Source organism: Nonomuraea sp. NPDC050556, from assembly GCF_044457355.1.
Classification (GTDB): domain Bacteria; phylum Actinomycetota; class Actinomycetes; order Streptosporangiales; family Streptosporangiaceae; genus Nonomuraea.
This window is the reverse complement of the sequence record NZ_JBITGU010000001.1, coordinates 1,193,285-1,210,790: the sequence shown is the minus strand read 5'-3', so window position 1 is coordinate 1,210,790 and position 17,506 is coordinate 1,193,285. Positions and strand designations below refer to the sequence as shown.

Here is a 17,506-nt window from a genome sequence, read left to right as displayed (position 1 = left end):
CTTTCTACATGGAGGACAGGTCGAGGTCGTGGCCGTCGAGCCAGAGCTTGGCCGCCGCCGCCAGCACCGCGCGCCGATCGCGCTCGCCCTCCCCTGGTACGGCGGGCAGCAGGGCCACGACGTCGCTGGCGCCCGATCTGACCTTGGGGTGGCGTCGCGCGAGCGCGGTGAGGCTCTCCGACGGGCCCGCCTCGACGAGCAGGTAGTCACCCCCGGCCAGGAGCAGGTCGAGCGCCGGGCCGAACAGCACCGGCTCGGCGGGCTGGTTCGCCCAGAAGTCCGCGTCGACCGCCGTGGCGCCGGACATCAGCCCGCCCGTGTAGCCGGAGTAGATCGGTATGTCCGGCGGCCGCAGCGGCAGCCCGGCCATCACCTCTCGCGACCCGGCCAGCGCGGTGGCGATGGCCGGGCTGTGGAAGGCGGTCGTCGCCCTGGCCCTGCGGCACCCGTATCCGGCGGCGCGCAAGGTACGTTCGACCTGGCGCAGCGGCCCGTCGAGCCCGGCGAGCATCACCTGCCGCGCGCCGTTCACCGCGCCGACCACCACCTCGCCCGGGGCGTCCGCGAGGAACGGGCGGAGCTCGTCGGCGCCCGCCGCCACCGCGAGCATCCCGCCCGGCGGCAGGCCGGTCAGCCGGTCGATGCGGTCCCGCATCACCGTGACGGCGTCGGCCACGCTGAACACCCCGGCCAGGGCCGCCGCCGCCACCTCGCCGACGCTGTGGCCCAGCAGGGCCGCCGGGCGCACGCCCCAGCTCAGCACCAGCGCGCCCAGCGCCCGGTCGACGGCGAAGAGCAGCGGCTGCGCCCTGCGCAGGTCGTCGAGGTCGAGGTCCGGACGCGGTGAGCGCCAGTCGTCCCTGATCGCCTGCCCGTCCGGGCCGAACAGCTCGAAGACCTCGTCCATGGCGGCGGTGAACGTCGGGTCGCGATCGTAGAGACCGGCCCCCATGCGGGGATGCTGGGCGCCCTGGCCGGGAAACAGCAGCGCCACCGGCCTGTTGCGACCACGTGCCGGGGTCGTGTCCGCCAGTACGGCCAGCGCCTCGGCGCGGGTCTCCGCCAGTACGGCGCCGCGCACCGGCCCGGCGGGGGCGGGCGGCCGCCACCGGTCGACCGCGTCCTGGAACGCGGGCGGCCCGTCCTCGCTCAGCCATCGCCGCAGCGCGGCCCTGCCGCGTTCCCAATCCTGCTCGTCCGCTCCCGACCAGACCAGCAGGCGCCTACGATCGGGCATCCTGCCCCTCCTCTTCTGCTGCGTAACCGGCTCCGGCCAGCACCTCGACGACCGCGCACGACCAGCTGAACCCCGCCCCGACGCCGGCGAGCAGGCACCGGTCCCCCGGGCGCAGCCGCCCGGACGCCGCCAGGTGGTCCAGACCGGCCAATTGGTCGCCCGCGCCGAGGTGGCCGACCTGCCGTCCCCACGGCCAGGTGGTCCGCTCGAGGTCGATGCAGTACGGGTTGATGTAGGCGAGCTCCAGCCGCCTGCGGCCGAAGTGCGGGAGAACGAACCAGTCGATGTCGCTCAGCTTGGTCTCGGCCTCGGCGAGCGCCTGCTTGATCGCCATGTGCTGGCGGGCGGAGACCCGCGCCACGCTGTCGGAGATCCCGGCCTCGGCGAGGAAGGCCCGCTTGACCACGTCGAGGTCCACCCGGCCGCGCACGGAGAAGGGCGCGACGCCGAACGGATCGGCGCCCCTGTGCATGGCCTCGAGACCCGGGTCGGACTCGGTGACCAGGCAGCGCAGGCGCGCGAAGCCGGTGACGCGGGACAGCACGATCGCCGCCCCGCCGTCGGCGTACACCGTGCCCGCGTCGCTGCGCCACCGGTCGAACCCCGGAGGGCAGAACCGGTCCGCGGCGGTGATCAGCGCCGCGGCGCCGTCGCCCGCCGCGGTCAGGTGGGAGGCAGCGAGGCCGAGCGCCGCCATGCCGCCGTTGGACAGCTGCCGCACCTCGATGGCCGGGCAGTCAGGCACCCCGGCGTGCCGCTGGATGTAGGAGGCCGGGGCCCAGAGGTCGTGCCCCTGGTAGTAGACGTCGGCGTGCAGCAGCAACCCGATGTCGCCGCCGCTGCGGCCCGCCCGCTCCAGCGCGGTGCGGGCCGCCATGGTGGCCATCTCCGGCGCCGACTCGCCCCGGGACACGGTCACCGAGGTGATGCCGTCAGGCCTGGGGCCGCCCGAGGCGACCGGCTCGGCCGGTACGGCCGGCGGCAGCCACACGCCGGTGGCCGTGATGAAGAGGTCGTCGAAGCGCATCGCGGGTCATGGCCTAGGTTTCATGGGGCGTTTCATGGGCAGGCCCGCGAGCTCGATGCCGCCGTCCACCGAGATCACCTGTCCGGTCACGTACGCGCTGCCCGGTTCGGCCAGCCGGGTGATCCAGCTGGCCACCTCCTCGGGCTCGCCGGGCCGCCCGGCGACCGTCGCCTGGGAGAAGATCTCCAGCGCCAGCTGCGCGTCCGCCGGGCTGAACCCCGCACGCACGGCGGCGTCCGTCCTGGTCACGCCCGGGGCGACCGCGTTGACCCGGATGCCCTTCTCGCCCAGCTCGACCGCCCACGCCCGGGTGAACGCCTCGCCGCCCGCCTTCGAGGCCGCGTACACCGAGGAACCGAAGGGCGGCGGCCGGTGCCCTTCGACGCTGGTGACGAACACGATGCTCGCGCCTGGCGTGCGCAGGCGGGCGAGCAGGCGGTCGGTCAGGAGCAGCGGGCCGATCAGGTTGGTGCCGAGCACCGTCATGACGTCCGCCATGTTCACCCGGCCGATGGGCGTCTTCTTGGTGATCCCGGCGTTGTGCACCAGGACGTCGACGACGCCCGGACCGGCGGCGACCGCCGCTTCCACGGCGTCCGCGCCCTCCGCCGTGGCGACGTCGGCAACGACGGGGACGAGGTTCGGGTGCAGGGTGGCCGCTTCCTTCAGGCGTTCGGCGTCCCGCCCGGTGATGAACACGGTCTCGGCGCCCTGCCTGGCGAAGATCAGCGCGGCGGCGCGGCCGATCCCCGAGCTGCCGCCGGTGACGACGACGTGCTGGCCGGCGAAAGGAGTGGAGTTATCCGTCATGGTGTCAACATCCCTTCGGCGCATAGATGGGCGTGCGAGGCCGCGACGAGCCTCACAGCGGGCGGCATTCGAGCACCGTCCATTCCCCGGGAGCGGGCTCGTTGGCGAGGGCGAAGCCGGACGAGCGCAGGAGCCGTTCCCATTCGTGGAAGGAGCGCTCGCGCCCGCCCCAGACGGTGAGCATGTCGATGTCCAGGAGCTTGGCGCGGTCCCAGGTGTTCAGCTCGGACACGACCTGTTCCAGGACGAACAGCACGGCGCCGGTGTCGCCGATCGCCTCCCGCACCTGGCCGAGGATGCGCGCGGCCGCCTCGTCGTTCCAGTCGTGCAGGACCATGTTCAGGACGTAGGCGTCGCAGCCGGCGGGCAGCGGGCCGGTGAAGAAGTCGCCGGCCGTCATGGTCACCCGGTCGGCCAGCCCGTGCTCGGCGATCGAGGACTCGGCCGCCTCCACCATCGCCGGCCGTTCGAACAGCACGCCGGAGCATCCCGGGTAGCGCTCCAGCAGCATGGACAGGAAGATCCCCTTGCCGCCGCCGACGTCGGCGACCTGGCGGAACCGGCCGAAGTCGATCTGCTCGAGATACCGGTTGCCGAGCCGCCTGTTGATGGCGGCCATGGCGTCGTCCAGGATGCGGGTCGAGGCCGCGTTGCTCTCCAGGTAGGGCCAGATCGGCATGCCGAAGACATGGTCGAAGGCCGTCTCCCCGGTGCGCACGCTGTGCCCGAGGGCGCCGAGCGCCCGGTAGAAGAAGTCGGATCCGTCCATGACGATGGCGTCGCGGGCGGTGTCGGCGATGTCGGTGCGCAGGCCCTCCGCCATCGGCGTCAACCCGAACGTCTCGACCTCGACCTCGGTGAACACCCCCACCGACGCCGCGCACCGCAGCACCCGGTACAGCGAGGGCGCGTCGGCGCCGACCTCACCGGCCAGGTCGTCCACCGTCCTGGGACCGGCGGTGAGCAGGTCGGCGACGTTCAGCTCGGCGAGCACGTGGATCGCGCGAGCGAACCGGTCCGCGTTCGCCAGCACCGCCAGCGCCTCGCGCGGCGTCTTCGACGCCGCGCTGACCAGCGCCGGGACGTCCCACTCCGCCATCAGGCGGTCCGCTCGGCGACCAGGACCGTGTCGTTGCCGACGGGGAGGCGGTGGGCACGCAGGAAGCGGAAGCCGGAGTTCTCCACCCAGTCGCGGCACTCGGCCACCGTGTACTCGGAACCGCCGGGGGTGATCAGCGCCACGTTGAGGCTGCCGATCAGGCTCTGCAGGTCGGGCCGGTCCTCGTCGAGCATCTGGTCGTAGATCAGCAACACGCTGCCCGGCCGGGCAGCGGCCGACACGCGTTCGATGATCTGGCGGCGCTCGCTCACCGACCAGTCGTGCAGGACGTGACCGATGACGTATACGTCGACGGACGGAAGGGGGTTGAGGAAGAAGTCGCCTGGGTGGAAGGTGACCTGTTCCGCGGTGCCGTACTGCGCCATGATCTCGTCGAAGTAGGGGCGGACGGCGGGGAAGTCGAACACGCCGCCGCGCAGGTGCTTGTTCCTGCCGGCCAGGATCGCGGCCACCTGGCCGCGCGCGCCGCCGACGTCGACGAACGACTCGTACTCCGACCAGGCGATGCACTCGTCCAGCTGGGGCGCCACCATGACGTTGCTGGCGTCCATGTGCGACAGGAAGACCCGCGCCCGCTCAGGGTCGCCGTACAGGCGCTCGTACGCCTTGGCGTCGGCGTCGATGTCGGCCTTGGGGAGGCCGTCGCGGAGCGCGTCGGCCAGCGACTGCCAGGCGCGGTAGTGGAGCTTGCCACCGATCTTGATCCGGCCGCCGACGTACCCGGCCTGGCCGGGGACGAGGAACTTCCTGGCCGTCTCGCTGGCCAGGTACCTGCCCTTCTCCTTGTCCAGGAGCCCCAGCACCACGAGGGCGTCGAGGAAGTCCCGGGTGAGCCTGGGGTTCAACCCCAGCTTCGAGCAGATCTGCCCCAGGTCGGCGGGCTCGTCCTGGAGCGCTTCGAACAGGCCGACCTCCACCGCGCTGTGCAGGATCTTGGCCGGTGCGAACGCCGTGCCCAGCTGCAGGATGGAGGATGCGTCGTCTACCTTGTCCACCAGCATTACTTCTCGCTTCCATGGGAGGGGGCCGGGTCGACCCGGATGGGCTCGGCGGCGTAGTGGGCGGCCGTCTCGTGGTTGTCCATGTGTTCGTAGAAGCCGGGTTTCGCGTCGAAGACGTACCAGACCGCTTCCGTCTCCGGCGGCTGGTCCCTGTCCCACTCGCCCTGCTTGAGCACCCGGCGCATGTCGTGCGAGAAGCGGATCGGGGCCGTCCGGTAGGACGAGCTGCTCTCGGCGTGCCATCCCGGCGGGGGCCCGGCGTTCGGGTCGTCGTACACGGGGCGGGTCCAGTGTTCGTAGGTGTAGAGCTCCTCGGCGAACGGCCGCCACCGCTCGGGGAAGCGCGGGACCACCTCGCCCCGCCACCACGCCTCGACCTCCCGCTCCAGCCCGCGGCTGCTGTAGAGCGAGCGGAGCGCGCGCACCACGGGCGGCGATTCCGCGATGACCGGGATGGCCGCGCAGAACTCGCGGACCTCCGGCGCGTGGGAGGCCTCGAACCAGTGCATGAGGCTCGTGATGAGACCGGACTGGGTCTGTCCCGTCAGCGCGGCGGCCGGCCGCCAGACGTGCCGCAGGAACTGGTTCTCGCCCAGCACCCTGGCCCACAGCATGAAACGCTGCATCATGACGTGTTCGTTCAGCGGCGCGCTGCGATTGGCGAGGACGTATTCGAAGTCGTCGTGCTCGCCGCGCAACGTGACGAATCCATGTAGCTCACGACTTTCGCTGTACGACGTGTTCGGCAACAGCAGGAGCGGATAAACCGCGATTCTGGAAACCTTCTCCGCGAGCCGGTCGTATCCTTCGAAGAATGACTGCGGTGTCTCTCCAGGAGCGCCCCAGATGAGCTCCGCATAACAGTCGAGCCCCTCCCCTGCCAGCCAGTCGGCCAGCGTCTCCCACTGGTTCACCTTCATGTTTCTGCGGTGCATGTCGGTGAGCGCCTCGTCGGAAAGCGTCTGCAGCGCGAGCGTGAAGGAGCTCTTGAATCCGTGCTGGCGTAACTCGGTGACGATCCGGTGGAATCTCGCTGATTTGTTCTTCGCCCAGCTCGTCTCGAGCGCGCGCGGATATCCGTGCCGCTCCCGCGTCTTGATGAGGTCCTCGACGAACTCCTCGTCGCTTTCCAGCAGCCCGAAGTTGGCGTCGCACAGGACGACGGTCGGAACCTCGTGGAAGCCGAAGAAGTCCAGTTCCTCGACGAGCCGCTCGCGGGAGAACGCCCGCACCCGCTGGCCGACGGCGCCTCCCCAGTAGCAGAAGGAGCACTTGTAGGGGCAGCCGCGGTTGGTCTCCATCAGCGCGACGTCGTAGCGGAACCGCCCATTGGGCCAGTTCATGGGGATGGCGCCGGTCAGGAAGGGCGACGGGACGAGGTCGAGGTTCTCGATCCTGGCGGCGTCCTGCGTGGTGTGGACGTCACCCGGCTCCCTCCGGTAGGAGACGCCGGGGACGTGCGCGGGATCCAGGTCTCCCGGATTCTCCAGCAGGTACCTGACGAGTCCGGGAAGGGTGGTCTCGCCCTCGCCGTTCACCACGACGTCCACCTGGGGCATTTCCCGGAAAACGCGGGCCGCCTGGTTCGCCACATGGTTCCCGCCGAAAATCACGATGCCCCGCGGATTCAGCTGTTTGAAGGTTTCCGCCACGCAGCCGAAGTTCCGGTAGTTCCACCCGAGCACGGAAAAGCCGAGCACATCGGGGATCTCCTCGCGGAACAACTCCCTGGCGATCGCCGTCAGCGCCACGCCGCCGCGGAAATTGTGTATCTTGACATTGACGGCGCCCGCGGTCACCGGATCGGAGTCCAGCACCGCCTTCAGGTATCCAGCCGCTAGCGGCATCGATTCCAGTGGCATGTCCCATGCGCCTTGTTGCACGAGACCGATGGTCAGCATCGTCGATTCTTCCTTTCCCGAATCGAGGGGCTGCTGAGAATCATCGGCCGGTCGGTTAGACGCCTGTTCGTCAGGGGTTAGAGGGTGAATCCATCGAGATAGGCGGCGTACTGCGCGCTTTCTTCCTCCAGCAGCGCGTGCCGTCCTGAATGGATGTGCTCGAACATGGCCGCGGGCCCCGGGTCGGGCAGTTCCAGGCAGCGCCGCCTGACGTCCTTGCCGAGCAGGTCCGCCTCGGCCTCGACGGCCTCGAAGAACTCCGGTCCCGCGAGCCGGTTCCCGGCCAGGTACGCCCTGACCCTCGCGATGGGGTCCCTGGCCCGCCACGCCTGCGACTCCTCCGCCGTCCGGTAGCGGGCGGGGTCGTCCGAGGTGGTGTGCGCGCCCATGCGGTAGGTGAACGCCTCGACGAGCGTCGGCCCCCGGCCCTCGCGAGCGTCCTTCAACGCCTTCCTGGTCACCGCGAGGCAGGCGAACACGTCGTTCCCGTCGACACGCACACCGGGGAACCCGAAGCCGGACGCGCGCCTGTAGAGCGGGATCCTCGACTGCCTCTCCGCTGGCGCGGAGATCGCCCACTGGTTGTTCTGGCAGAAGAACACCACCGGGGCGTTGAAGACCGAGGCCCAGGTGAACGCCTCGCTGACGTCGCCCTGCGAGCTGGCGCCGTCGCCGAAGTAGGCGATCACGGCGGCGTCGTCCCCGTCGCGCTGGACACCCATGGCGTAGCCGACGGCGTGCAGGGTCTGGGCGCCGATGACGATCGTGTACAGGTGGAAGTTGTGCTCGCGCGGATCCCAGCCGCCGTGGCTGACGCCACGGAACATGCCGAGCAGGGCGACGGGGTCCACCCCGCGGCACCAGGCCACACCGTGTTCGCGGTAGCTGGGGAAGGCCATGTCGCCGGCGGCCAGGGCCCGGCCCGAGCCGACCTGCGCCGCCTCCTGGCCGAGCAGCGAGGCCCACAGGCCGAGCTCGCCCTGGCGCTGCAGGGCGACGGCTTCGGTGTCGAACCTGCGGACCAGGACGAGGTCGCGGTAGAGGCCGCGCACCTCCTCCGCGGTCAGGTCGATGTCGTAGTCGGGATGCTCGATCCGCTCGCCGTCCTCGGTGAGCAGTCGCACGAGCTCGGGCATGTGCCACTTCCTGTTCCTGCCATGGGGCTCAGGCGTCGACGATGGCCACCGCCCTCGCCCAGCCCGCACCCGCGCCGCTGATCTTCACCGGGAAGCAGCAGATCTGGAACCCGGTCGGCGCGGGCAGCGCATCTAGGTTGCCCAGCCGTTCGAGCTGGCAGTACTCCCGCTCGCGGCCGACGAAGTGGGCGGGCCACAATAGCGCGCGATCGCCGGTCTCGGCGAACCCGCTCACGATGTGGGAGAAGGGGGCGTCCAGGCTGAAGGCGTCGGTCCCGATGACCCGGACGCCGAGGTCGAGCAGGACGTGGACGGCGGAGGCGTCCAGGCCGACGAACTTCGAGAAATACTCCGGCCGGCCGCACAGCGCGGCGGCTCCGGTGTTGAGCAGGACGATGTCGCCCGGCCGCACGTGGTGGTCGATGCGGCGCAGCTCCCGCAGCACCCAGTCCGCGTCGAGCGCCCCCACCGGCTCGCCGGTGGCGTCCAGCACGCAGCCGGGTCCGATGAACCAGTCCAGCGGCATCTCGTCGATGTTGCGCGGCGTGCCGTACGAGGCGGTGGATCCGTAGTGCGAGGGGGCGTCGACGTGGGTGCCGGTGTGCGTGGTCAGGGTCAGGGTGTCCAGCGAGAGGAACTCCCCGTCGGGCAGCACGGACGGATCGAGGTCCAGCCCGAAGTGGGTGCGCATCTCCTCGCTCATGTGGCGGGCCCCCTCGGCGGGGGAAAGGATCTCGTGAAGCACCGGGTTGGGTTCGAATCCGGCCGCGTCGACGGGGGTCGACAGGTCGATGACGCGCACGTGGTGACTCCTTAGCGGGGTGTCAGGAAGAGGTCGGTCGCCACGCGGATACGCGGATTGCCGTAGACGATCTCGCGGGTGAGCTTGGCGAAGAGCGGCGTGCGCGTCAGGACCCGCGCCGCCGTCATGCGGAAGAACCGGCCCGCCGCGCCGCCGCCGGCGCGCATGCCGCGGGCCTGCATGGTCTGGATCCGCATCACCCGCTCGATGTCGGGGCCGCGCAGCCGTTCGAACTCCTCGATCGTGCCGGTCCCCTCTGAGGCGCGCAGCGCCTCCAGCAGCAGCGGGTGGAGGACGGCCGCGTCCTGGATGGCGAGGTTGATGCCCTGTGCCCCGATCGGGCTGTGGGTGTGCGCGCTGTCGCCGGTCAGGACCAGGCCGGGCGCCGCCCAGCGCGGCGCCCTCGCCGCGAACACGTCCAGGAGGGACAGGTCGGCCGTGCTGGTGACGGTGGCCTCGATCAGCGACGCGTACGGCGGGGCCGCCTCCGCCAGCCGCGCCTTGACGCGGTCCAGCCCCTCGGCGACGATCCGCGCGTACCCGCCGTGCGGGACGGTCCAGCCCAGTTGCAGGTGGCCAGGCCAGGACGGGTAGGCCAGCAGCGGGGTGCCGCCCTCGCGGAAGATCTGCGCGTAGGGCAGGGTGCGCTCGTGCGCGGGCAGCTTGACCCACAACACGTCGAAGTCGAACACGTCCCTGCGCCCGCTGGGGATTCCGGCCATCCGCCGGATCGGTGAGAAGCGGCCGTCTGCGCCGACCACGTACCTGGCCCGCACCACCGTGGTACCGCCGGCGCCGCGGCCCACGACGCCGCGAACCCGCCCGTCCTCCTGGATGAGTTCCGTGGCGCGGCAGCCGTCGCGGTAGGTGAAACGGTCGTGCTCCCGGGCGGCATCGAGAAGAGCGGCCAGGAGGTGCCGCTGCGGCATGCTCAGCAGGTAGTTGTACGGCCGTGGCAGCGACCGGTAGTCGATGTCGAGCATTGTCGCGCCCTTGTCGACGAACTGGAACCTGGCCAGCTCGTGCCCGCCGCGCTCCCTGGCCGCGTCGAGCACGCCGAGCCGGCCGAGGATGGCCAGCCCGCCCGGTTGCAGGATCTCCCCCCAGTACTCCCGGGTGTGGAGCGGGCTCTTCTCCAGCAACACCACGCGCGCGCCCGACCTGACCAGCAGCAGCGCCAGCGTGAGGCCGGCCGGGCCGCCGCCGACCACGCAGACGTCCGCCGACAGCTCGTCGTTCATGCCGCTGGTACGCCGACGGACACCGGCAGGTGCGTCAGCCCGCGCACGACGTGGCTGTCGCGCCACACCGCCTCCCCCGCCGGCCGCATGCCGGGGAACCTGCGCACCAGGGCGTCCAGCGCCACCTGGGCCTCCATCCGCGCCAGCGGGGCGCCGAGGCAGTGGTGGATGCCGTGGGAGAAGGACAGGTGGGGATTGGGGTTCCTGGTGATGTCGAACACGTCGGGCCGGTCGAACCAGGACGGGTCCCTGTTCGCGCCCTGCAGGGAGGTGATGAGGTACTCGCCGGCGGCGATGACCAGCCCCTCCACCTCGACGTCCTCCGCCGCCTGCCAGGTGATCGCGCCGATCGGGCCCTGGAGCCGCAGGACCTCCTCCACGGTGCCGCGGATGAGCTCAGGACCGCGCAGGAGCCTGTCGTGCTGATCCGGGTGCGTCAGCAGGAGGTGCGTCCCCGTGCCGATGATGTTGGTCGTCGTGATCGAGCCGTTGACCAGCAGCGCGATCACCATGCGGACGAGCTCGTCCTCGTCGAGGCGGTCCTGCCCGTCCCGCGCGGCGATCAGGGCGCTGGTGACGTCGTCGCCCGGGTGGGTGCGCTTGTGCGCCACGAGGCGCAGCACGTACGCGTGCGCCACGCCCAGCGCCTGGTCCCGCAGCTCCTCGGTCTCCGTCAGGAAGCCGGTCGCGCAGCTGCGCAGCTCGTCCATCTCCTCGGCCGGTACGCCGAGCAGCCTGCTGATCACCGTGATCGGCATGGGATCGGCCAGGACGCTCAGCAGGTCGACGGTCCCCCGCTCGGCCATCTCGTCGAGGATCTGCCCGGTGACCTGCCCGGTCCAGGCGCGTATCGCCTCGATCCGCTGGGGGCTGAAGCTGGCCTGGGCCAGCTTGCGCAGCCTGGTGTGCACGGGCGGCGAGCTGTTCAGCGAGTTGCCGTCCAGCGGATTCTGCGGCTTGACCATCCGTGGATCCGCCGAGAGCGACTTCACGAGGTCGTAGCGGATGGCCAGCCAGCAGGCGCCGAGCTCCGGATGCGTCACCCGGTTGAGCGGCGCCTCGTCGCGCAGCCTGGCCAGGGTCGGGAACGGGTCGAGCTGGAAACCGGGGCTGTACGGGCCGGGCGGTGCTGTGGTCATGGCGGAGGACTCCTCTGGAGGTGGGGCCGAAGCCGGGTCAGCGGCCGCCGGCGACCGTGAGCACCTCTCCGGTGATGTTGGTGTTGGCTGAGGAGCACAGGAAGACCACCGCGGCGGCGATGTCCTCGGCGCGGCTGAGCCGCCCGGTCGCCGTGCGGTCGGTCTCCCTCTGCTGGATCGCGGCCGGCAGGCCGGTGCTGACCCGCCGGGTGAGGGTCAGACCGGGGCACACCACGTTGACCAGGACGCCGTCCTGGCCCACGTCCCAGGCCAGGCTCCTGGCGAAGCCGTGCAGCCCGGCCTTGGTCGCGCCGTAGAACTCCTGGCCGCGGTGGCCGTCGACGGCCACGTGCGAGGAGATCAGCGCGATCCTGCCCCAGCCGCCGCCGCGCATCCCGGCGACGGCGAGCTGGGCCGTCCTGATGGTGGGCGTGAGGTTCTCCGCGATCACCGGCGCCCACTCGGCCGGCGGCACGTCCTCGAAGCGTTCGCCCGGCGCCCGGCGCCTGCCCCAGCGCATCGCGTTGGCGACGAGCACCTCCACGGGCCCGAGGCGCTCGGCTGTCTCGGCGAGCATGGCGGCGGGCGAGTCCGGGTCGGCCAGCTCGTAGGGTACGGCTGCCGCCTGCCCCAGGCGCTCGGCCAGCGCGATCGCGGCGTCCTTGTCGGAGTGGTAGGCCACGGCGACCCTGGCGCCCTCGGCGGCGAAGGCCGTGGCGATGGCCGCGCCGATCTCGCCTGTCGCGCCCGTCACCAGGACGACGCGGCCGTTCAGCCCGAGATCCATGCCGGGACACCCCCTCCTCGTGCGGCCGTCACAGGATCAGCGCCCCTCCGCACGCGGGCACGAACGCCCCCGTGACGTAGGAGGAGTCGTCGGACGCGAGCGCGGCGACCAGGCGGGCGATGTCCTGCGGCTCTCCCATGCGCTTCATCGGTACGGTCTCGACGGCGGCGGCGAGCCGTTCCGCTGGGATCTGCGCCGAGGACTCGGTCCTGGTCACCCCGGCGATGACGGTGTTGACCCTGACCCCGGTCGGGGCGAGGTAGCGGGCGAGGAACTTGGCGATCGCCTCCATAGCGGCCTTCGCCGTACCGTGCGTGATCGACCTGATCCACGGGTCGCGCGCCGGCAGCGCGGAGATCGTCACGACCGCGCCCGAGCCGCGCTCCACCATGCCGGGAACGCAGGCCTGCACGCTGAGCAGCACCGCGCGGATCTGGCCTGACACGATGGCCGTCAGGTCCTCGACGTCGACGTCGAGGGGGAAGGCGCGGATGGACTCGTCGAAACCGTGCGCGTTGGTCACCAGGATGCCGATCGGACCGAGGGCGGCCTCGACCCGCTTGACCATCGACTCGACCTCGGACCTGTTGGTCACGTCCGCGCCCACGGCCACCGCCCGGCCGCCGGCCGACTCGATGTCGGCGACGACCCGCAGCGCGTCGGCCTCGCGGCGCCGGTAGTTGACCGCGACCAGCGCGCCGCGCGCGGCCAGCTCCCTGGCGATCTCCGCGCCGATGCCGCGGCTCGACCCGGTGACCAGCGCGACCCGCCCGGCGATGCCGGCGGATCCGCGCTGGCGCTCCTGGGCCTCGCTCATCGCGCCGTCGTCCCCACGTTCTCGTGGAGGACCTCGTACACGTCGGGGTCGACGGTGGCCAGGGCGCCGAGGCCCGAGACCCGCTCGCGGAAGCCGTCGCCGGTGACGGCCGCCTTGTGGGCCTCGGCGCTCTCCCAGCGCGCCACCTCGACGTACACGGCGGGGTTGCGCACGGAACGCAGCAGCTCGGAGGACAGGTAGCCGGGCTGGGCCCGCATGTACTCGGTCAGGCGCTCCAGGATGCGCGTGAACTCGGCCAGATCTCCTGTACAGGTCAGTTTGTTGACCAGGGTCACCACGGGCGTTCTCCGTCTTCTCGGGAAGGGGGGTTCACTGGAGCAGCTCGCGCAGCGCGCCCCGGCTGGTCTTGCCGCCGGGCCCGCGCGGAATCGACGTGGTCAGGACCACCCGGGCGAGCTGCTGGTACACGGGGACCCTGTCGTTGAGGAACGCGGCGATCTCGGCGGCCGTGACGCCGTCGGTCCGCGGCACCACCAGCGCGTTGGCGACGGCGCCGTGCAGGGGGTCCGGGGTGTCGAGGACCACACAGTCGGCCACGTCGGGATGGGTGGCCAGGACCTGCTCGATCTCGGCGGGCGCCACGAGGTTGTCGTCGTACTTGAAGGTGTCCTTGATCCGGTCGATGAGGAACAGGTAGCCGTCGGCGTCGAGGCGTCCGATGTCGCCCGTGGACAGCCAGCCGTCCGGGCCGACCGGGGAGGGTTCGTTCGGGTCGAGATAGCCCAGCATGATCTGCGGGCCGCGGACCTGCACCTCTCCCCGGTCACCGACCGGCAGCTCCGCGCGGGTCGTGACGTCGACGATCCTGCACTCGGTCTCGGCGACGGGCGGGCCGACGGAGCCGTAGCGCGGCCATGGCGGCTGGTCGCAGTGTGTCAGCGGGGAGGTCTCCGCCAGGCCGTACCCCTGCATCACCGGGACGCCGAAGTGGTCGGTCAGCGCCCTGGCGGACGCCGGCGCCAGGGCGGACCCGCCGGACAGGATCGCCCTGACCGTGTCCAGCCGCAGCTCGCGCAGCCGGGCGTCGGCCGCGAGCTGGGCCAGCCGCATCGGGAGGCTGTAGTAGTGCGTCGCCTCGACCTCCGCCGCCAGGCGGGTGGCCACGACCGGGTCGGGGGCGGTGCACAGCACCTGCGTGGCGCCCGCCCACACGGCGGAGTTCAGGTGCATCGGGTGGTAGCTCGGCAGGTGGTTCACCGCGACGCTGTTCGCGCTCAGCCGGTGCGTGCGGGCGATCTGGGCGGCGTTGGCCACGAGGTTGCGGTGCGACAGCAGGACCCCCTTGGGCAGGCCGGTGGTGCCGCTGGTGAACAGGACGCAGGCCCGCGTGCCGTCGCCGCTCGTGGCGGGTGCCACGGCGGGCGGCGTCAGCGGGGCGAGCGCCGAGGGGGCGAGCGCCGCGGACACCGGCACCAGCGTGACCTGCCCGTTGGCGGGCAGCGCGGCGGCCAGGCGCGTGTTCATGTCGTCGGTCACGAACGCCAGCCGGACCTCGGCAGCGCCCAGCATGTGCGCCAGCGCCTGCCCGCTCTGCAACTGGTTCAGGATCGCCACCGTGTTGCCGCTGCGCAGGACGGCGTAGTACGCCACCGCGAAGCACGGGTCGAGGATGTTGGCGATGCCGATCACGGTGCCCGGCGACGTGATGGCGCGCAGCGTCCCGGCGAGCAGCGAGACGGCGGCGTCCAGCTGGGCGAAGGTGAGGACGGTCTCGCCGCTGCGTATGGCCGGGCGGCTCGGCAGCCGCGCCGCCGTCTGACCGAGCCGCTCGTCGAGGCGGATCTCCGGTATCTGCAGCGGCCGGGCGGGAGGTCGGTCAGACACCGGCCAGCTCCTCGGCGTATTCCTTGGCCAGGTTCAGGTTCCTGACGCTGTGGATGCTCAGCGCTCTGCGCAGGTAGCGCCGCGCGTCGCTCAGCGTCGCCTCGTCGCCGAGCAGGCCGAGCGCCGACCGCTTGATCGTCACCGTGTGCCTGGCCGAGGCGAGGACGCCCTCTGGCGTCTCCAGGAACGACCAGTGGCCGGTGTGCGCGTCCAGCAGGGCGGGCAACACGATCTGCTTGTACACGATCAGGTGGTTCGGCCGGCAGACGCGCACCGATCGGGTGCTGTGCGTCGACCCGTCCGGCGCCTTGGTGTCCATGTCGAAGAACTGGATGTCGGGAGCCGGCTGCTCCAGGGCGAGGCGGGAGACGTGCGGGATGCGGTCCGGCCACTCGTTCGCCTCGTAGAGGAAGGTGTAGACGTCGCGGATCGAGCCGGCGATGAAGACGCGGTCCTCGAAGGAGAGGACGAGCGAGCGCAGCTCCTCGCGGCGCGTCGCCGCGTCCCTGGCGCTGTCCAGCAGTTCCTGGGTGTTGCGCGCGACGACCGCGACCATGGCCTCCGCCCGCTCGCGGTCGCCGGGCAGGAAGGTCAGCGTGTGGCGCAACGTCACCTGGCAGCTGCCGTCGGGCAGGTCGGCGAACGCCCACTCGCCTGACAGGGACCGGAACGGCGCGGGCGGCGTCTCGTGCGCGAACCGGATCCGGTTCGCCGCAGGATCGAACTGCCAGCGCGCCCGCCACGTGCGCACCGACTCATGGTCGGCCAGCGCCCAGTGCCTGATGAGCGTGCCGGACAGGTCGCGCAGGCAAACCTCGGCGTGCACGGCCGACGGATGGAACTGCGGCCACGACGACACGTCGGCGACGATCGCGTAGAGCGTCTCCGCCGGCGCTGGAACGGTGATCTCACGGGCTACGACCTCGGACTGCATCTCCCACATGGACCACAACCTGGCGTCGAGGGGTCGAGCGGGCGGCGAGGAGAGACAGAGGGCCGTTCGTCCGATGCTCGTGTGCCGCTCGATGTCCAGCGGCCACCCTCGGCGACGAGAGATCGCCATCTTGCTGCCGGGAACGGAGACGACGTGCGCACTGACCCGCGTTACTGGGAGATCCAGCAGTTCTACGCCGACCACATGCACCTGCTGGACAGCGGTGACACGGCGGGGTGGGCGGCCACGTTCACCGAGGACGGGACGTTCGTGCCGCCACCGCCGCGTCCCGCTGTCAGCGGGCGGGGAAACCTGGCCGAGGCCGCGGCGCTCGCGGCGAAGGAACGCGCGGAGAAGGGCGAGACGCACCGCCACTGGCACGGCATGGTGTCCGTGCGGCCGGGCGAGGACGCGGACTCCGTGCGGGTGACCTGCTACGCGCTGGTCTTCGTGACCCCGGCGGGCGGCGCACCGCGGCTGCACCAGTCGTGCGTGTGCGAGGACCTGCTGGTACGCGACGGCGAGAGCTGGCTGGTCCGGCACCGCCGGGTCTCCCGCGACGGTTGAACGGAGCACTCATGCGGATCCTCTTCGTGGTGTGGGCGTGGCCCTCACACTTCTTCCCGATGGTGCCCACGGCGTGGGCGTGCTGGGCGGCCGGGCACGACGTGCTCGTCGCCAGCCAGCCGGCGCTGCAGCAGACGCTTCGCGCCAGCGGGCTGCCGGCCGCGAGCGTCGGAACCGACCTCGACACGGCCGACATGTTCAGGAGCCGGATGGCTCCGGCCAAGGACGCCAGGGGCCGCCTGACCAAGCTGAGCGCCCCAGGCGCCCAGCGCCCCGCGGGGGTGACCGATCCGCGGCTGCTGGTGCTCGAGGTCTACGGCGCCCTGGCGCGCGCGATGACCGACGACACCGTACGGCTGGCCAAGCAGTGGGCGGCCGACGTGGTCGTCTGGGACCCGATCACCTTCGGCGGCGCCATCGCGGCGCGCGCGGCCGGCGCCCTCTCGGTCCGCCACACCTGGGGCCTGGACAGCGCCCGGTTCATGGGGCTCTACGACGACTGGCCGGAGGATCTGCGCGCGCTGACGGGCGAGTACGGCGTGCCGGACGACCGCGTCCGCGAGGACCTGTGCCTCGACATCTGCCCGCCTCTGCTGCAGTTCCCGCAGGAGAGCCACACCACCCCGGCCCGGTACGTGCCGTACAACGGGCCGGACAGCGGCGCCAGCCGGGTCCTGGACGACTCCGGGCGGCCCAGGGTGTGCGTGACCTGGGGAACGACGGTGGAGCTGCTGGCGGGCAAGTCCCAGTTCCCCGCCGGTGAGGTGCTGGAGGCTCTGGCGGCACACGACGTCGACGTCGTCGTCGCGGCCTCGGACCAGCAGGTGGCACAGCTCGGCACGCTGCCCGGGAACGTCGTCGCGACCGGCTGGATGCCGCTGCGTACGGTTCTCGAGTCGAGCACGGCGATCGTGCACGAGGGCGGGGCAGGCACCCTGATGACCGCTTCGCTGCTCGGGGTGCCGCAGCTGGTCATTCCGGCGCTGCACGAGCAGATCCTCGCGGGAGAGCGGCTCGCCGCCGTCGGGGGGGGGGGGGCCCCCCCCCCCGGGGCCCCCCCCCCCCCCCCGGGGCGGGGGGGGGGGGGGGCCCCGCGCCGGGCCCCCCCCCCCCCCGCGGGGGGGGGGGGCGGGGGGGCCAGC

General features: G+C 71.7%; 17 protein-coding genes. 2 read left to right on the top strand and 15 right to left on the bottom strand.

Annotated features, from left to right (window positions below; all coding sequences use genetic code 11):
- Positions 1–4 precede the first annotated feature (4 nt).
- The 15 genes from ACIBG8_RS06030 to ACIBG8_RS05960 form a co-directional block, all read right to left on the bottom strand.
- The gene (locus ACIBG8_RS06030) at positions 5–1,237 is read right to left on the bottom strand and encodes an acyltransferase domain-containing protein (protein ID WP_397341428.1); all 1,233 of its coding nucleotides are present in this window, start codon (positions 1,235–1,237) and stop codon (positions 5–7) included.
- Positions 1,224–2,264 carry a ketoacyl-ACP synthase III family protein gene (locus tag ACIBG8_RS06025; RefSeq protein ID WP_397341427.1) on the bottom strand — a complete coding sequence of 347 codons (1,041 nt, stop codon included), beginning with the start codon at positions 2,262–2,264 and terminating at the stop codon, positions 1,224–1,226. Before ACIBG8_RS06025 ends, ACIBG8_RS06030 begins: the two co-directional genes overlap by 14 nt.
- Before the next feature lie 6 nt (positions 2,265–2,270).
- The gene (locus tag ACIBG8_RS06020) at positions 2,271–3,074 is read right to left on the bottom strand and encodes an SDR family NAD(P)-dependent oxidoreductase (RefSeq protein WP_397341426.1); all 804 of its coding nucleotides are present in this window, start codon (positions 3,072–3,074) and stop codon (positions 2,271–2,273) included.
- A gap of 52 nt (positions 3,075–3,126) precedes the next feature.
- Positions 3,127–4,173, bottom strand: a complete 1,047-nt coding sequence (locus ACIBG8_RS06015) for a methyltransferase (protein ID WP_397341425.1) — start codon at positions 4,171–4,173, stop codon at positions 3,127–3,129.
- A complete protein-coding gene (locus ACIBG8_RS06010; RefSeq protein ID WP_397341424.1) occupies positions 4,173–5,189 on the bottom strand; it encodes a methyltransferase in 1,017 nt (338 codons plus the stop codon). Before ACIBG8_RS06010 ends, ACIBG8_RS06015 begins: the two co-directional genes overlap by 1 nt.
- Before the next feature lie 5 nt (positions 5,190–5,194).
- Positions 5,195–7,096, bottom strand: coding sequence for a KedN5 family methylcobalamin-dependent radical SAM C-methyltransferase (locus ACIBG8_RS06005; protein ID WP_397341423.1), 1,902 nt, complete (start codon positions 7,094–7,096; stop codon positions 5,195–5,197).
- 77 nt (positions 7,097–7,173) lie between these two features.
- Entirely contained in the window at positions 7,174–8,232 is a 1,059-nt protein-coding gene (pdhA, locus tag ACIBG8_RS06000; protein ID WP_397341422.1) for a pyruvate dehydrogenase (acetyl-transferring) E1 component subunit alpha, read from the bottom strand.
- 28 nt (positions 8,233–8,260) lie between these two features.
- A complete protein-coding gene (locus ACIBG8_RS05995) occupies positions 8,261–9,034 on the bottom strand; it encodes a cyclase family protein (protein ID WP_397341421.1) in 774 nt (257 codons plus the stop codon).
- 11 nt (positions 9,035–9,045) lie between these two features.
- Positions 9,046–10,275, bottom strand: coding sequence for an FAD-dependent monooxygenase (locus ACIBG8_RS05990; RefSeq protein ID WP_397341420.1), 1,230 nt, complete (start codon positions 10,273–10,275; stop codon positions 9,046–9,048).
- A complete protein-coding gene (locus ACIBG8_RS05985; protein WP_397341419.1) occupies positions 10,272–11,414 on the bottom strand; it encodes a cytochrome P450 in 1,143 nt (380 codons plus the stop codon). The genes ACIBG8_RS05990 and ACIBG8_RS05985 overlap by 4 nt, the downstream gene beginning before the upstream one ends.
- Before the next feature lie 37 nt (positions 11,415–11,451).
- Complete coding sequence (locus tag ACIBG8_RS05980) at positions 11,452–12,201, bottom strand: SDR family NAD(P)-dependent oxidoreductase (RefSeq protein ID WP_397341418.1); 750 nt, start codon at positions 12,199–12,201, stop codon at positions 11,452–11,454.
- Between the two features lie 28 nt (positions 12,202–12,229).
- Positions 12,230–13,018, bottom strand: a complete 789-nt coding sequence (locus ACIBG8_RS05975; protein ID WP_397341417.1) for an SDR family NAD(P)-dependent oxidoreductase — start codon at positions 13,016–13,018, stop codon at positions 12,230–12,232.
- Positions 13,015–13,317 carry an antibiotic biosynthesis monooxygenase family protein gene (locus ACIBG8_RS05970; RefSeq protein WP_397341416.1) on the bottom strand — a complete coding sequence of 101 codons (303 nt, stop codon included), beginning with the start codon at positions 13,315–13,317 and terminating at the stop codon, positions 13,015–13,017. Before ACIBG8_RS05970 ends, ACIBG8_RS05975 begins: the two co-directional genes overlap by 4 nt.
- Before the next feature lie 31 nt (positions 13,318–13,348).
- Positions 13,349–14,863, bottom strand: a complete 1,515-nt coding sequence (locus ACIBG8_RS05965; RefSeq protein WP_397341415.1) for a class I adenylate-forming enzyme family protein — start codon at positions 14,861–14,863, stop codon at positions 13,349–13,351.
- Positions 14,856–15,806, bottom strand: coding sequence for an aromatase/cyclase (locus ACIBG8_RS05960; protein WP_397341414.1), 951 nt, complete (start codon positions 15,804–15,806; stop codon positions 14,856–14,858). The genes ACIBG8_RS05965 and ACIBG8_RS05960 overlap by 8 nt, the downstream gene beginning before the upstream one ends.
- A 144-nt stretch (positions 15,807–15,950) precedes the next feature.
- On the opposite strand from ACIBG8_RS05960, the gene ACIBG8_RS05955 reads away from it, so the two are divergent.
- Both ACIBG8_RS05955 and ACIBG8_RS05950 read left to right on the top strand, forming a co-directional pair.
- Positions 15,951–16,364, top strand: a complete 414-nt coding sequence (locus ACIBG8_RS05955) for a nuclear transport factor 2 family protein (protein ID WP_397341412.1) — start codon at positions 15,951–15,953, stop codon at positions 16,362–16,364.
- An 11-nt stretch (positions 16,365–16,375) separates the two neighbouring features.
- On the top strand, positions 16,376–17,506 hold a 1,131-nt coding region (locus tag ACIBG8_RS05950), incomplete at its 3' end, for a nucleotide disphospho-sugar-binding domain-containing protein (protein WP_397341411.1).

Bases quoted from the DNA above. Each gene is read 5' to 3' on its own strand.
- ACIBG8_RS06030 (WP_397341428.1), bottom strand. From the start codon at position 1,237: ATGCCCGATCGTAGGCGCCTGCTGGTCTGGTCGGGAGCGGACGAGCAG.
- ACIBG8_RS06025 (WP_397341427.1), bottom strand. From the start codon at position 2,264: ATGCGCTTCGACGACCTCTTCATCACGGCCACCGGCGTGTGGCTGCCG.
- ACIBG8_RS06020 (WP_397341426.1), bottom strand. From the start codon at position 3,074: ATGACGGATAACTCCACTCCTTTCGCCGGCCAGCACGTCGTCGTCACC.
- ACIBG8_RS06015 (WP_397341425.1), bottom strand. From the start codon at position 4,173: ATGGCGGAGTGGGACGTCCCGGCGCTGGTCAGCGCGGCGTCGAAGACG.
- ACIBG8_RS06005 (WP_397341423.1), bottom strand. From the start codon at position 7,096: ATGCTGACCATCGGTCTCGTGCAACAAGGCGCATGGGACATGCCACTG.
- pdhA (WP_397341422.1), bottom strand. From the start codon at position 8,232: ATGCCCGAGCTCGTGCGACTGCTCACCGAGGACGGCGAGCGGATCGAG.
- ACIBG8_RS05990 (WP_397341420.1), bottom strand. From the start codon at position 10,275: ATGAACGACGAGCTGTCGGCGGACGTCTGCGTGGTCGGCGGCGGCCCG.
- ACIBG8_RS05985 (WP_397341419.1), bottom strand. From the start codon at position 11,414: ATGACCACAGCACCGCCCGGCCCGTACAGCCCCGGTTTCCAGCTCGAC.
- ACIBG8_RS05980 (WP_397341418.1), bottom strand. From the start codon at position 12,201: ATGGATCTCGGGCTGAACGGCCGCGTCGTCCTGGTGACGGGCGCGACA.
- ACIBG8_RS05975 (WP_397341417.1), bottom strand. From the start codon at position 13,018: ATGAGCGAGGCCCAGGAGCGCCAGCGCGGATCCGCCGGCATCGCCGGG.
- ACIBG8_RS05960 (WP_397341414.1), bottom strand. From the start codon at position 15,806: ATGTGGGAGATGCAGTCCGAGGTCGTAGCCCGTGAGATCACCGTTCCA.